Annotated in this window: 14 protein-coding genes; 8 read left to right on the forward strand and 6 right to left on the reverse strand. The window is 65.7% G+C overall.

Annotated elements, in window-relative coordinates:
• Positions 1 to 3: 3 nt before the first annotated feature.
• Complete coding sequence (locus ACFWO3_RS04620; RefSeq protein WP_378574274.1) at positions 4 to 1,209, reverse strand: lipopolysaccharide biosynthesis protein; 1,206 nt, start codon at positions 1,207 to 1,209, stop codon at positions 4 to 6.
• Positions 1,210 to 1,242: 33 nt separating this feature from the next.
• On the opposite strand from ACFWO3_RS04620, the gene ACFWO3_RS04625 reads away from it, so the two are divergent.
• Complete coding sequence (locus ACFWO3_RS04625; RefSeq protein WP_378574276.1) at positions 1,243 to 3,033, forward strand: hypothetical protein; 1,791 nt, start codon at positions 1,243 to 1,245, stop codon at positions 3,031 to 3,033.
• On the opposite strand, the gene ACFWO3_RS04630 is transcribed toward ACFWO3_RS04625, so the two are convergent.
• Positions 2,974 to 4,194 (reverse strand): glycosyltransferase family 4 protein, encoded by a 1,221-nt coding sequence (locus tag ACFWO3_RS04630; RefSeq protein WP_378574278.1) that lies wholly within the window; start codon positions 4,192 to 4,194, stop codon positions 2,974 to 2,976. The two genes, ACFWO3_RS04625 and ACFWO3_RS04630, sit on opposite strands and share 60 nt — an antisense overlap.
• A gap of 154 nt (positions 4,195 to 4,348) precedes the next feature.
• On the opposite strand from ACFWO3_RS04630, the gene ACFWO3_RS04635 reads away from it, so the two are divergent.
• The 5 genes from ACFWO3_RS04635 (at position 4,349) to ACFWO3_RS04655 (ending at position 8,479) form a co-directional block, all read left to right on the forward strand.
• Positions 4,349 to 5,104: a class I SAM-dependent methyltransferase gene (locus ACFWO3_RS04635; RefSeq protein WP_378574973.1), complete on the forward strand. Its 756-nt coding sequence runs from the start codon at positions 4,349 to 4,351 to the stop codon at positions 5,102 to 5,104.
• Positions 5,105 to 5,113: 9 nt separating this feature from the next.
• Positions 5,114 to 6,028 (forward strand): ROK family protein, encoded by a 915-nt coding sequence (locus ACFWO3_RS04640; RefSeq protein ID WP_378574280.1) that lies wholly within the window; start codon positions 5,114 to 5,116, stop codon positions 6,026 to 6,028.
• Positions 6,029 to 6,146: 118 nt separating this feature from the next.
• Positions 6,147 to 6,491, forward strand: a complete 345-nt coding sequence (locus ACFWO3_RS04645) for a hypothetical protein (protein ID WP_378574282.1) — start codon at positions 6,147 to 6,149, stop codon at positions 6,489 to 6,491.
• Positions 6,492 to 6,493: 2 nt separating this feature from the next.
• Entirely contained in the window at positions 6,494 to 6,997 is a 504-nt protein-coding gene (locus ACFWO3_RS04650; RefSeq protein ID WP_378574284.1) for a phosphotransferase, read from the forward strand.
• A gap of 33 nt (positions 6,998 to 7,030) precedes the next feature.
• Positions 7,031 to 8,479, forward strand: coding sequence for an aldehyde dehydrogenase (locus ACFWO3_RS04655; RefSeq protein WP_378574286.1), 1,449 nt, complete (start codon positions 7,031 to 7,033; stop codon positions 8,477 to 8,479).
• Positions 8,480 to 8,552: 73 nt separating this feature from the next.
• Here the strand turns inward: ACFWO3_RS04655 and ACFWO3_RS04660 are convergent, their stop codons facing one another.
• Entirely contained in the window at positions 8,553 to 9,044 is a 492-nt protein-coding gene (locus tag ACFWO3_RS04660) for a hypothetical protein (RefSeq protein ID WP_378574288.1), read from the reverse strand.
• A gap of 250 nt (positions 9,045 to 9,294) precedes the next feature.
• On the opposite strand from ACFWO3_RS04660, the gene ACFWO3_RS04665 reads away from it, so the two are divergent.
• Positions 9,295 to 9,630 carry a hypothetical protein gene (locus tag ACFWO3_RS04665; RefSeq protein ID WP_378574290.1) on the forward strand — a complete coding sequence of 112 codons (336 nt, stop codon included), beginning with the start codon at positions 9,295 to 9,297 and terminating at the stop codon, positions 9,628 to 9,630.
• Between the two features lie 10 nt (positions 9,631 to 9,640).
• Here ACFWO3_RS04665 and ACFWO3_RS04670 read toward each other — a convergent pair whose 3' ends face one another.
• From ACFWO3_RS04670 to ACFWO3_RS04680, 3 genes are all read right to left on the reverse strand, one after another.
• Positions 9,641 to 10,576 (reverse strand): ABC transporter substrate-binding protein, encoded by a 936-nt coding sequence (locus ACFWO3_RS04670; protein ID WP_378574292.1) that lies wholly within the window; start codon positions 10,574 to 10,576, stop codon positions 9,641 to 9,643.
• A 122-nt stretch (positions 10,577 to 10,698) separates the two neighbouring features.
• Complete coding sequence (locus tag ACFWO3_RS04675) at positions 10,699 to 11,088, reverse strand: VOC family protein (RefSeq protein WP_378574294.1); 390 nt, start codon at positions 11,086 to 11,088, stop codon at positions 10,699 to 10,701.
• A gap of 31 nt (positions 11,089 to 11,119) precedes the next feature.
• Positions 11,120 to 11,266 (reverse strand): hypothetical protein, encoded by a 147-nt coding sequence (locus ACFWO3_RS04680; protein WP_378574296.1) that lies wholly within the window; start codon positions 11,264 to 11,266, stop codon positions 11,120 to 11,122.
• Between the two features lie 108 nt (positions 11,267 to 11,374).
• Between ACFWO3_RS04680 and ACFWO3_RS04685 the strand changes: the two genes are divergently transcribed.
• The gene (locus ACFWO3_RS04685) at positions 11,375 to 12,016 is read left to right on the forward strand and encodes a TetR/AcrR family transcriptional regulator (protein ID WP_378574299.1); all 642 of its coding nucleotides are present in this window, start codon (positions 11,375 to 11,377) and stop codon (positions 12,014 to 12,016) included.
• Positions 12,017 to 12,062 lie beyond the last annotated feature (46 nt).

Genomic DNA, 12,062 nt, shown 5'->3' on the forward strand with positions numbered 1-12,062 from the left:
CGGTCATTGCACCGGCACGCCCGGCTGGGGCTTCGATGCGGCGCGCAGAGACAACGCGCTGACCACCAATGCCGTCACCGAGGCCACAGTCACGGCGATCCCGACCAGTTGGGTCAGCGTGGAAGCAACGGTCACCACCAGGACCATTTCCAGGAGCAGCCCGATCCAGGCGACACCGGCCAGGTGGGTCCGGTCCCCCGCGATGACGGAGAGCAACGCACCCTGCAGCACCGCCAGGCAGGCACCGTGCAACGCGAAAAGCCACAGCAGCGACTGCACGGGGGCGTAATCGGAACCGACGAGCATCGGGACGAGCGGGGACGCGATCGCGACACCCAGGACGAGCACGGCGCCGAGTCCGACCAGGACTGCGAGTGCGGACCGTACCGCCCCCGCAGAGTGATCGGGACTCGCCATCTTGGGGTACAGAACCACCCCGACCGCCTGCGGCAGCCAGAAGGCGACCTTCGTCGCAACGGCGCCGAGCGCATACAGCCCGGCGTCGTCGTTGGCGAGGACCATCCTGGCGATCACCAGATCCATCGACGACAACGCAATGAGTGCAAGTTGGACCTGTGAAGCGGCCAGGACCGCGCCCACACCGATCCGACTCGGAGCACTCTCGCCGTTGCTGTGTCCCGCGAGAATGCGTGCGGTGAGAGCAACCACTGCGGTACCCGCAGCGCTGGCGGCCAACGCGAAGCCGGGGCCGCCACCGAGGCAGAGAACGACGACCGCGGGGAGCACCTTGCCGATTCCGGCGCCTGCCAGAACCACGCTGAGTTCCCCGAACCGTCCGGCGCCCTGCAGAAGACCTTGCTCGGTGGCGAGGAGGACCAGCATCGGGGCGGTGACCAGGGCTGCGAAGGTCGACCACATTCCGGTGTCGAGTCCCCAGGACACGGCCGGCGCGAGCGTGAGCGCCAATGCGGCGACGATCGCGGTGCATCGGTTTCCGAGTACCCGTACGGCTCGGATACTGCGTCCGTGGACGACCTCGCGCGCGGCAACGGTCTGTAGCGCGAGCGCAGGTACCGCCAGCACCAATTGCGCGGCCAACAGGCTGGCGAACTCGCCGTAGCCGGCGGGTCCGAGCCAGCGGCTGGCCGGGAGGTGAAGCAGGTAGGACGCTACGTTCGCGATCATCGAGCCCGCCGTCACCATGGTCACGCCGGCGACGGCGGAGGTGGTCGACGGTCGCTGAGGCATGAGCCCAATGATGCACCACGTATCGTGCCGCACATGAAGTCGCGGCCCCCAGTACTCCCCGGCACCGCGTCTCGAAACGGATCGGCGGCGCGCCGGACGACACTCGTGGTCTGCGGCTACAGCCTCGCACTGAGTGCGTTGATTCTCGGCCCACTTCTGGGGCCCGGATACCTGCTTCTGCGTGACGCCGTGAGCACGCCTCGGTCGTATCTCACCGATGCGGCTCTCGGCCTGTCCGACGCGGCAGCGCGCGCGGTGCCACAGGATGCGGTTCTGGCAGTTCTGAGCACCGTCGTCGACGGCGGCCTACTGGTGAAGGCCATCCTTCTCGCCTGCCTGTGGCTCACCGGGACGGGTACCGCCCGCATGGTGCGCACACTGTTGCCGACCGCAACGCTCGGTCCGCAGTTGGTCGCGGTAACCGTCGCCCTGTGGAACCCCTACGTGGCCGAGCGGCTGCTGCAGGGGCACTGGAGCCTCCTGGCCGGTTACGCGGCCCTCCCCTGGACCGTGAGCGCCGCCGTGGCGATTCGGCGGGGCCGAAGGTGGGGCTGGTTCGCTCTGGCCGCATCTGCTGCCGCTGCGGGCCTCACCCCGACGGGTGCGATGCTGGCGACAGTGACCGCTTTGGTCGTCCTCGCGGCCCCGGGTGGCGTCACCCGAACCGCGACGCGGCTGGCAGGTGCCCTGGCGTTGTCGCTGGCTGCGAGCGCGCCGTGGCTGGTGGCCACGGCGGTGTCGAGTGGTGCGGCGGGCGAGGGGTCCGACCCGGCCGGTGTCGCCGCATTCGCGGCCCGCGCCGAGCCCGGCCTCGCGACGATCGGGAGCCTGCTCGGTCTGGGTGGTATCTGGAACTCGACTGCCGTACCGAACACTCGGACGAGTCTGTTCGCCGTGGCCGGGACGGTGCTGTTGATCGCCGTGGTGGTGATGGGCTTGCCTGCACTGTGGCGTCGTCGCCGGAATCCGGTGATCGGTGGTCTCGCAGTCCTCGCCGTGGTCGCGGCGGTCGGTCCTGCCCTCGGCGCGACCGCGTGGGGGCTGAGCCTCGGAGAGTGGGCGGTACAGGCGATACCCGGGTCGGGACTGCTTCGCGATGCACAGAAGTGGGTGGCGCTTGCGTTCCCCCTGTACGCACTCGCCGGCGCAGCAGCGGTGATGCGAAAGCAATTCACTCCCGCCTGGTCCGCCGCAGCAGCCCTTGCGATTCTGCTCGCCCTCCCCGATCTCGCATGGGGAGTGGGCGGCGCCCTGAAGCCCGTCCGGTATCCGGACTCCTGGAATCAGGTCGCGGCCGAGTTGTCGGCGGACGCCGACACTGGTGACGTTGCCGTACTGCCTGCCGGAATGTTCCGGAAGTTCGACTACAGCGGGAGCGCCCCCGTATTGGATCCGGCACCCCGCATGCTTCCCGAAGACGTCCTCCAGACCGGCGAACTACCAGTTGCAGGGGGCAAGGTCGCGGGCGAGGGAACACGCGCGGAGGCTGTGGAAACTCACCTGCTGTCCGGGGGATCGACGGAGGACCTGGCGGCGCTCGGCGTTCGCTGGGTGCTGGTGGAGCAGCGCACCCCCGGCGAGATGGGCAATTCCGAGCAAACCCTCGCACAACTCGAAAAGACTTACGACGACGGTGATCTCGCGCTCTACCGAGTGGAAGGCGACGTGCCCGCCGACTCCACTTCCGCCTCGGCGAGAGTTACCGTGCTGATCGCGCACGGCCTGTGGGTTGTGCTTCTGGTCGGCGGTATCGGTGGCGCGGGTCTAGCCGTCCGCGTGAACGAAAAGATCTCGCTTGGGAAAGATCGGCGCAACCAGACCTGAGGTGTGCCGACCGGCTGCGGTCTCGACGAGTACGTCGTGGACCCCCTTGCCCGTGTGCTTCCACGAGAACTCGCCGGCACGCACACGCGCCTTCTCACCGAGAAGCGTGCGAGCGTCCGCGTCGAGGAGCAGCCCACTGATCGCCGCGGTGAGTTCGGCGACATCACCCGGTCCCGCTTCGGAACCACCGACGAGAATGCCGGTCACCCCGTCGACGATGGAATCGGTGAGGCCTTTCGAGCTTCGGTAACCGACCGTGGGCACGGCATGCTGCGCGGCCTCGATGACGGCGAGACCCCACCCTTCCTTCCGCGACGGCATCACGTGCACCCAGGCCCGGCCGAGGAGTTCGTGCTTGCGCTGCTCGTCGACGTGCCCGTGGAAGGTCACGGCGTCGCCGATGCCGAGTTCGTGGGCGCGCTCACGGAGATTCTGTTCCCACCATCCGCCGCCGACCACATCCAGGTGCAGCTTCGGGACGGTCGCCCGCAGAGCCGCGACGGATTCCAAGGCGTCCTCGATCTGCTTGTGCGGAACCAGACGGGACAGGACGCACACGCTCGGGTACTCGGTGCGACTGTGCGCTCCACCGGCATCGATGCCGACGGGGAGGTCGTCGGCGCCGTTGCGGACGACGGCGATCCGCTCACGATCGACACCGAGGTCGACGAGTTCGTCGGCGGACGGCAGCGACACCGTCAGATACTGGTTGGCACGGTGCGCGCGAGGGGACAGCCAGGATTCGACCCACCACCCGATCTTGCCGACGAGCTTGCCTGCGACCGGCCACTGCTCGCGGTGGCAGTGATGCACCAGCAGCGTCACCGGGGCACCCGAGACGGCGCGCGAGAAGAAGGGGATGCCGTTCTGAGTGTCGATCACGGCGTCCGGACGGATGCCCTTGAGCGGACCGAACCCCATCCGGCCTGCGGCGATGGCGGCCAATGCGCGCGGATAGACGCTGTACCGACCGCCTGCGCGACTGATCTCGATTCCATCGACGGTCTCACTACGGGAAGCACCCGAGTACTTGGCGGTCCGCAGCGTCACCTTGATTCCGCGGGCCGCGAGCTGTGCACCGACCTGCTCCAGGTACCGCTCGCTGCCGCCACCCTGTGGGTGACCCGTGTCGCGCCAGCAGAGCAGCAATACCTCTCGCACTGTCGTGAACTCCTGTAGTCGACGTCGAACCTGCCTGGACCGAATTCGGCCGGGATCACTCCCCGTACCAGGCGGTAATCCTCCCGAACACCCTAACGGCTCGTCGGCCCCATGAAGAGACTCAGTAAGGTTCACTCCCGTGAGATCCGGCTCCGTGACACGTCGATTCGGCCGACGAGCAACCTTGAAACGCTCGTTCGGCCTGCTCAGCGACTTTCGGCACGAGCAGAGTGCGCCGGAATTGTTCTACGGCGCCCTGGCCCGAGATTCTCTCGAACTGATCTCCGACCTGTACTACGGACTCACCGAGTCCGACCTGCGCGGCACCACCGTCCTGGACGTCGGCGGCGGTCCCGGCTACTTCGCCGAGGTGTTCACGAACGCCGGTGCGCGATACGTGCCGGTCGAGCCCGACCCCTCGGAGATGCATGCCGCCGGTCTGACAGTGGGAGGTGCGGTGCGCGGCTCCGGGCTGGCGCTGCCGTTCCTCGACTCGTCCGTCGACATCTGCTTCTCCTCCAACGTCGCCGAACACGTGGCCGAGCCGTGGTCGATGGCGGACGAGATGTTGCGGGTTGTGAAACCCGGCGGGCTGATGGTGCTTTCCTACACCCTGTGGTGGGGTCCGTTCGGAGGCCACGAAACCGGGCCCTGGCACGCGCTGGGCGGGGAGTACGCCGCGCGGAGGTACGCACGCAAGAACGGCCACGAGCCGAAGAACCGCTACGGCATCTCGTTGTTCAAGGTCGGTGCCACGGAAGGACTACGTTGGGGCCGCAGCGTGGAGGGCGCAGAGTTGCTGGCCGCCTTCCCCCGCTATCACCCGAGGTGGGCGTGGTGGATGGTCCACGTGCCAGGTCTTCGTGAGTTCCTGGTCAGCAACCTCGTGCTCGTGATGCGAAAGGCCTAGGAAGCTCTCATGCGGCTTGCGTTGGACATCGGCGGAACCAAACTGGTCGCCGGCCGTGTCGACGCGCAGCTTTCGGTGCCGCACCCGATGACGGTTCCGACCCCCACCTCCGATGTGTGGGGTGCATGCGACCAACTCTTGCGCGCCGTTGCGGACGGCGAAGACGTCACCGACGTGGGCATCGCCTGCGCGGGGCCGGTCGACCTGGTCGGGGGTGCCGTCTCCCCCATCAACATCCCGGAGTGGGCCGCGGGCTTCCCGCTTGCCGCGAATGTCCGCGACATCTGGCCGCGCGCACGCATCGAACTTGCGATGGACGGTGCTGCGGCGGCCCTCGGCGAGCATCGTCTCGGAGCCGGACGCGGGACCGAGAATCTCCTGAGCCTCGTCGTGTCCACGGGCATCGGTGGCGGTCTGGTGGTGGGCGGACGCCTCGTCGCCGGTAGGACCGGCAACGCCGGCCACGTCGGACACATCGCCGTGTCCGCCGGATCCGAACCGTGTTCCTGCGGCGGCGTGGGATGCCTCGAGACCGTCGCGAGCGGCCCGTCGTCCGTTCGGTGGGCCCGCGCACAGGGGTGGACGGGTACCGATGGGCGCACCCTCGCCCGCGCGGCGCAGGCGGGCGACCCGACCGCCGTTGCAGCACTGCACCGGGCCGGAACTGCGCTGGGAGAGGCGTTCGCATCCGTCGCCGCACTGCTTGACCTGGAAACGGTCGTGGTCGGCGGAGGCTTCGCTCGAGCCGGGCCGCCACTGTGGGACGCCATCCACAGCGAAGTGGCACGGCGCGGCCGGTTGTCGTTTCTCTCCGGACTGCGGGTGGTGCCCGCGGAACTCGGCCCGTCCGGCACTCTCGCCGGCGCCGCCCTCCTCACGGACGGACCGCACTGGTCGTCTGCCGACTGTTCCAATCTTCTGTAACGTGTTCTAGTGTTCAGGGTCACACCATGTTCGCGACGTTCAGGAGAGGAGGCGGCCGTGAGCACCATCCCAGCCGCCGACGATTCCGAACACCTCTCCCAGGTAGCGAGGCCGACTCGTGGCAAGGGTTGCGCCCTCGGATGCGGCTGTACCCGTACTTCCGACCTACGACTTCGACTCCCAGTTCCGGGTCGTGCAACTCGTTCGGGAGCACACGTCGGTGCCCGTTCCCGCCGTCCACTGGTTCGAGCCGGACCCGACTCCACTGGGCGCGCCGTTCTTCGTCATGGAACGAGCCGACGGCCTCGTCCCCCCGGCCGTCTTGCCAGACAACGTCGATTCGTGGATCACCCGGGACACCGAGACCGAGCGACGAGAACTTCAGCGCAGCACGATCGACATGCTCCGCGAGACGGTCACACGATCCCTGACTGCCCATCTCCGGCACGAGCGGGACTACTAGGAGTGGACGACCCGACCAGGCCCGTGTTCACCGCTCATCGAGCGTGCCTTCGACCGGCTGGACGGCACCTGCCCGAAGACGACACTCCCGCTGTCTTCTACTGGGGTGAATCACGCATCGGAAACGTGATGTACCAGAACTTCCGGCCGGCAGCCGTGCTGGATTGGGAAATGGCGACACTCGGCCCACGCGAGCTCGATCTCGGCTGCATCGTGTTCCGCCTCGATGACGTTGCCGAAGAGTACGAGGCCGCAACCGGGCACACCCCACACGACCTGAAGTACCACTTCACCTATGCCGCCCTCCGCCAGGCGACCATCATTCTTCGCATACAAACGCGTGCAATCCATTTCGGTCAGACATCGATGCCGGAAGACCCCGACGGCCTGATCATGCACCGCACCTCCCTCGAAGCCATGCTCGAAGGCTCCTGTTGGAGGACTTGCCGTGAGTACCGACCACACGAGAAGTACGGATTCACCGAGTTCACGGACACCGCCTCCTGAACAGGGAGGACAACCGGGAGGAATGACACCGCAATGACCGACTACGACAAGATCTACATCGGCGGGCAATGGGTCGCGCCGAAAACCGACCAGGTGCTCGAGGTGTTCTCCCCCGCCACGGAGGAACGAGTTGGGGTCGTCCCCGTCGCCACACCTGCCGACATCGACGGGGCCGTCGCGGTGGCACGCAAAGCCTTCGACGAAGGAGTCTGGCCTCGAACCACTCCCGCGGAGCGCGGTGAGATTCTCGCCAAGGCGGCCAAGCTGATCGAGGAACGCAGCACAGAACTCACCTCGCTGCTCTCGGCCGAAATGGGGCAACCCCCCGCCACAGTCGGGATGATGCAGCAGACACCCGCGCTCGCCACCCTCAACTTCTATTCAGGTCTTGCGGACGAGTTCGAGTGGGAGCAGGTACGCACCGGCGTTTTCGGGCAGACCCGTGTTCTTCGCGAACCGGTCGGCGTTGTCGCCGCTGTACTTGCCTGGAATGTTCCGCTCTTCCTTGCCGTCAACAAGTTGGCCCCCGCCCTTCTGGCGGGCTGTACGGTTTTGCTGAAGCCTGCACCCGAATCGCCACTGGCCACCAACATGATCGCCGAAATCTTCACCGAGGCAGGCGTCCCCGAGGGTGTCATCTCCGTCCTTCCCGGCGGCGCGGAGACCGGCGAATACCTCGTGTCGCACAGTGACATCGACAAGATCACCTTCACCGGATCGAGTCCAGTCGGTCGGAAGATCGGCGCAATCGCCGCCCAGAACCTCAAGCGATGCTCACTCGAGCTCGGCGGCAAATCCGCGGCGATCATTCTCGACGATGCCGACCTTGCTTCGACGATGCCGATGCTCGTCATGTCCGGGCTGATGAACACCGGGCAGGCCTGCGTCGCGCAGACTCGAATCCTGGCTCCGCGTGCACGTTACGACGAAGTGATCGAGGCGATGGTGTCCGGTGCGGGCATGATGGCGGTCGGCGCCCCCGACGATCCCGCGGCCCAGCTCGGTCCGCTGATCTCGGAGCGTCAGCGTGAACGCGTCGAGGGATACATCGCCAAGGGCAAGGCGGAGGGTGCGCGCGTCGTCCTGGGCGGCGGACGTCCTGACGGGTTCGACAAGGGCTGGTACGTCGAGCCGACGATCTTCGCGGACGTCGACAATTCCATGACGATCGCCCGTGAAGAGATCTTCGGCCCCGTCCTGTCGGTCATCCCGTACGACTCCGAGGACGAGGCGATCAAGATCGCCAACGATTCCGACTACGGGCTCGCCGGCTCCGTCTACACCACCGACGCCGAGCGAGGTCTCGGGGTTGCCAAGAAGATCCGTACCGGCACCTATGCGATCAACTGGTATGCCTTCGACCCGGGGTCACCGTTCGGCGGTTACAAGAACTCCGGCATCGGCCGCGAGAACGGTCCCGAGGGGCTCGAGGCATTCTGCGAGACCAAGTCGGTCCTCATGCCGCCCGGATACACCGGATAACCCCCTTGAACGACGAATGTCACACACGTTCAGCTCACGCGAACGTGTGTGACATTCGTACAGGTGGGGTCGGTCAGCCGGCGCTGCCGGTGCCGATGCCGCCCAGCGGTCCGCCCACGAAGATGATCTGCGGGGGGAAGGTGGTTGCAGGATCGAGGGGCGCAAGCACGCTGGTGCATTCGCCGACCACGGCGTAGACGCCGTCGGCCAGTTCAGGTGTCGTGTACTCCCTGCTGGAGGTGCCCTCGGGGTTCGCCGGGACGCGGTCGAGCGGATTGATGGTGCCCCAAGCCGCGAAGCCCGGCTCCAGAATCGCCGTCGGATTCTGAAGAACAGCCGGAATCTCGAGCGCATCGAATACGTATGCGCCACACGACGGGTTCAGTATCCCGGAGTTCGGGTTCGTCACGGTCAGGTTCAGAACGTTGCCGTCAGCCTTGACGACCACGCCCGGGGCCTGCGTTGCTTCTGCAGCCGACGCCGTGGCCGGAGCGGCCATCGCAATACCTGCCGTCGCGAGCGCAGCAACCGCCGCGCCTGCCATGCCGCGTGTCAATGTCCGCATACTTTGTGCCTTTCGAGGATCCCCGACGACGAGTGATGCAAGTTACTGAGAAAATAGTAAGTGACGCATGTGGCTGGTGGGACTGCCCGGGCAAAATGGTCACCGAACAGTTACCTCCCCCGCGTTCTTCGGCGAATGTCACACACGTTCAGCTCACACGAACCGGTGTGACATTGGTCAGGGGTGGGAAGGCCCCCGCGCGGATACAGTGGGCGTCGACAAACCTCCACCAGCTCGGAAGGTGTCCCACGTGAACAGATTTCAGCAAGGCGCCGCCGCATTCAACGTGGTGATGCGCCGCCTCATCGACGCGCCCGTCGTCGGCAAGTTCCTGTCCCGCTCCATGGCCGAGGTCTCCTACGTCGGACGCAAATCCGGACGACGATTCACACTGGTCGTGGCCTACAAACGGCGCGGAGACGAACTCACCATCGGCGTCGCGATGCCCGAGAAGAAGGGCTGGTGGAGAAACTTCCATCCCACCGGCGGGCCGATCGTCGTGCATCTCGACGGGGTCGAACGGACCGGCACCGCAGTGGCACATCGCGACGGGAGCAACGTTCACGTGAAAGTTGCGCTCGACTGAGGAGGTGAAGTCAGGACAGCGCTGATTCCAAGTCGTCCAGGATGAGATTCGCACCGACGACACCGATTCCGACCATCCATGTCTCGTCCTCGACCTCGTAGGTTTGGCCGCTCTCGACGGCCGGCAACGCACCCCACAAGCCGGTGACTGCGCCCATCGTCGTGGCCTGCGGGTCGCCGCCGGGGTTCGTGTAGAACACGATGTCACCGTCAATCTGCGTGTAGAACTCGGGGCTCAGCTCCATCATCGAGTACTCGTTCCAGTCACGTTCGCCCAGGTCGAAGCCCACCTCGGTCAGAATCGATCCCGAGAACGTATTCGGTCCGTACAGACGGAAGTTCTCCGGCCGAAAGCGCACCATCGACAGGGTCCGGCCTTCCGCGCCAACCTGCTCGCCAACCTGAACCGCTCGCTCGTCGAGTGTGGTGAGCAGCGATTCCATCTCGTCGCTCTGGCCGACCGCGGCGGCGGTGATGAGCGCCTGCTCCTGCCAGTCGGTACCGGAATTGACCGAAAGGACAGTGGGAGCAACAGCGGAGAGTCGGTCGTAGATCGGCTCGTGCCGAACCTTCGAGCCGATGATCAGGTCGGGCGCGAGCGCGGCGATCGCTTCGATGTCGGGCTCCTGCGTGAGGCCCACACTCTCGGTGTCTTCGAGATCACCGGCCAGATAGCCGGGGAAGCCCGCACCTGCACCCGATTCCGTGGCCCCGACCGGGGTGATACCGAGGGCGACGAGCGCATCGAGGTGGGGAGAGTCGATGACGACGATCCGCTCGGGCACGGCGTCGAGCACGGTCGAACCCATTGCGTGCTCGACGGTGTAGGAGGATTCGCTCGACGCGGTGTTGTCATCTTCGACAGCGGACGAACCGCAGCCGGCCGACAGGGCAACTACTGCTGCAACCGCGAACAGCGCACGGATGGGGTTTCTGGACCTCGGCATTCGAACATCATAGACCGACTACTTAGGTGTGCCATACCTTTCCTTTACCTGACCCCGAAACGACGAATGTCACACCGGTTCGCGCGAGATGAACCGGTGTGACATTCGTCGGTGGGCGGGGGTCAGGACTCGGGCGGTGTTGCCCATTCAACGATCTGAATGACCACGCCGTTGGGATCGGTGACCTGAAACAGGCGCTCCCCCCAAGGTTCTTCACGCAACGGCATCGTGATCTCGACGCCTGCGTCGCGCAACCGCTTCTCATGCTCCGCGATGCCTTCCGCCACCGTGAAGGCCAGAATCAGGCCGTCTGCGTGGCGGTCCCGAAACTCCGGCGGGAGAACGTCGGTGCCCCGCGTCAGCAGTACGATGTCCGCCGCATCCTCCCTGGTCAGTGAGGCAAACCCGTCCGCTGCCATTTGAACGGAAAAGCCGAGATGGTCGACCAGGAACGACCGCGAGGCAGCAACGTCGTCGACGGTGAGCGAAACAGTGGATGCAACAAATTTCACGGGAGACTCCTTACGAGCTGGGCGAGCGATGTCAGTAGCCGCGGCGACGCGGCAGGTTTCGCGGAGTGGGATTGCGCTGACCGCCATGCCCCACTGCAACGACCTGACTGCGATGCAGGTACCGATTGTTCGATCGACTGCGCTTACTTCCCGAGCGGGTGGTACCGAGTTCGAACATGAAGCCCTCCTCGCTGGTTTGTCGTCGTAACTTTACGACGATGGTAATTATAGCCTGATGCACTCTAATGCTGTCAACATAAACTTCGTATCAATGTAAGATTTCCCTATGACGACAGACACCGCACCCGCCGGCCTGCGTAAATCCAAGAAGCGTGAAACTCGGCAATCGATCTCGGACCACGCAACGCGCCTGTTCATCGCGAAGGGTTTCGAACAGACCACCATCGCGGAGATCGCCGCTGCCGCGCGCATCGCGAAGAAGACCGTCACCAACTACTTCGCGCACAAGGAAGACCTGGCCCTCGACCACCAAGACGAGTTCACCGGCGCACTCGCCGCAACTGTCGACGCGCGACAAACGGGCGAATCGGCGCTACATGCCTTGCGGCGTGCATTTCAGGATGCGGTCACTACCCACGACCCGGTATCCGGCTTCTCCGGCGCCGACTTCGCCCGCATGGTCGCCGACAGCCCGACCTTGACCGCCTGTTTACGCGAGCTCCACGACACCCGCGAGATCCAGCTTGCGCGCGCGCTCGCCGACGCCACCGACGCAGCACCGGACGACATCGTCGTCCGCGCATCCGCCGGCGTACTGGGCACGGTCCATCGGGTGTTGTTTCAACGGATCCAAGAACTCACCATCGCGGGAAGGCCCGACAACGAGATTGCCGACCTCGTCGGAGCGGAAGCCACCCAGGCGTTCGACCTACTCGAACCAGCGCTCGGCACCTTCGCCGTCGCCTGACCCCGAAACGACGAATGTCACACAGGTTCGCGTGAGCTGAACCGGT

This window comes from Rhodococcus sp. NPDC058521 (genome assembly GCF_042719695.1).
Classification (GTDB): domain Bacteria; phylum Actinomycetota; class Actinomycetes; order Mycobacteriales; family Mycobacteriaceae; genus Rhodococcus_F.

What these genes read in the sequence shown, in the direction of transcription:
- ACFWO3_RS04620 (WP_378574274.1), bottom strand. Translation starts at nt 1,209, where the DNA reads ATGCCTCAGCGACCGTCGACCACCTCCGCCGTCGCCGGCGTGACCATG.
- ACFWO3_RS04625 (WP_378574276.1), top strand. Translation starts at nt 1,243, where the DNA reads ATGAAGTCGCGGCCCCCAGTACTCCCCGGCACCGCGTCTCGAAACGGA.
- ACFWO3_RS04640 (WP_378574280.1), top strand. Translation starts at nt 5,114, where the DNA reads ATGCGGCTTGCGTTGGACATCGGCGGAACCAAACTGGTCGCCGGCCGT.
- ACFWO3_RS04655 (WP_378574286.1), top strand. Translation starts at nt 7,031, where the DNA reads ATGACCGACTACGACAAGATCTACATCGGCGGGCAATGGGTCGCGCCG.
- ACFWO3_RS04660 (WP_378574288.1), bottom strand. Translation starts at nt 9,044, where the DNA reads ATGCGGACATTGACACGCGGCATGGCAGGCGCGGCGGTTGCTGCGCTC.
- ACFWO3_RS04670 (WP_378574292.1), bottom strand. Translation starts at nt 10,576, where the DNA reads ATGCCGAGGTCCAGAAACCCCATCCGTGCGCTGTTCGCGGTTGCAGCA.
- ACFWO3_RS04680 (WP_378574296.1), bottom strand. Translation starts at nt 11,266, where the DNA reads ATGTTCGAACTCGGTACCACCCGCTCGGGAAGTAAGCGCAGTCGATCG.
- ACFWO3_RS04685 (WP_378574299.1), top strand. Translation starts at nt 11,375, where the DNA reads ATGACGACAGACACCGCACCCGCCGGCCTGCGTAAATCCAAGAAGCGT.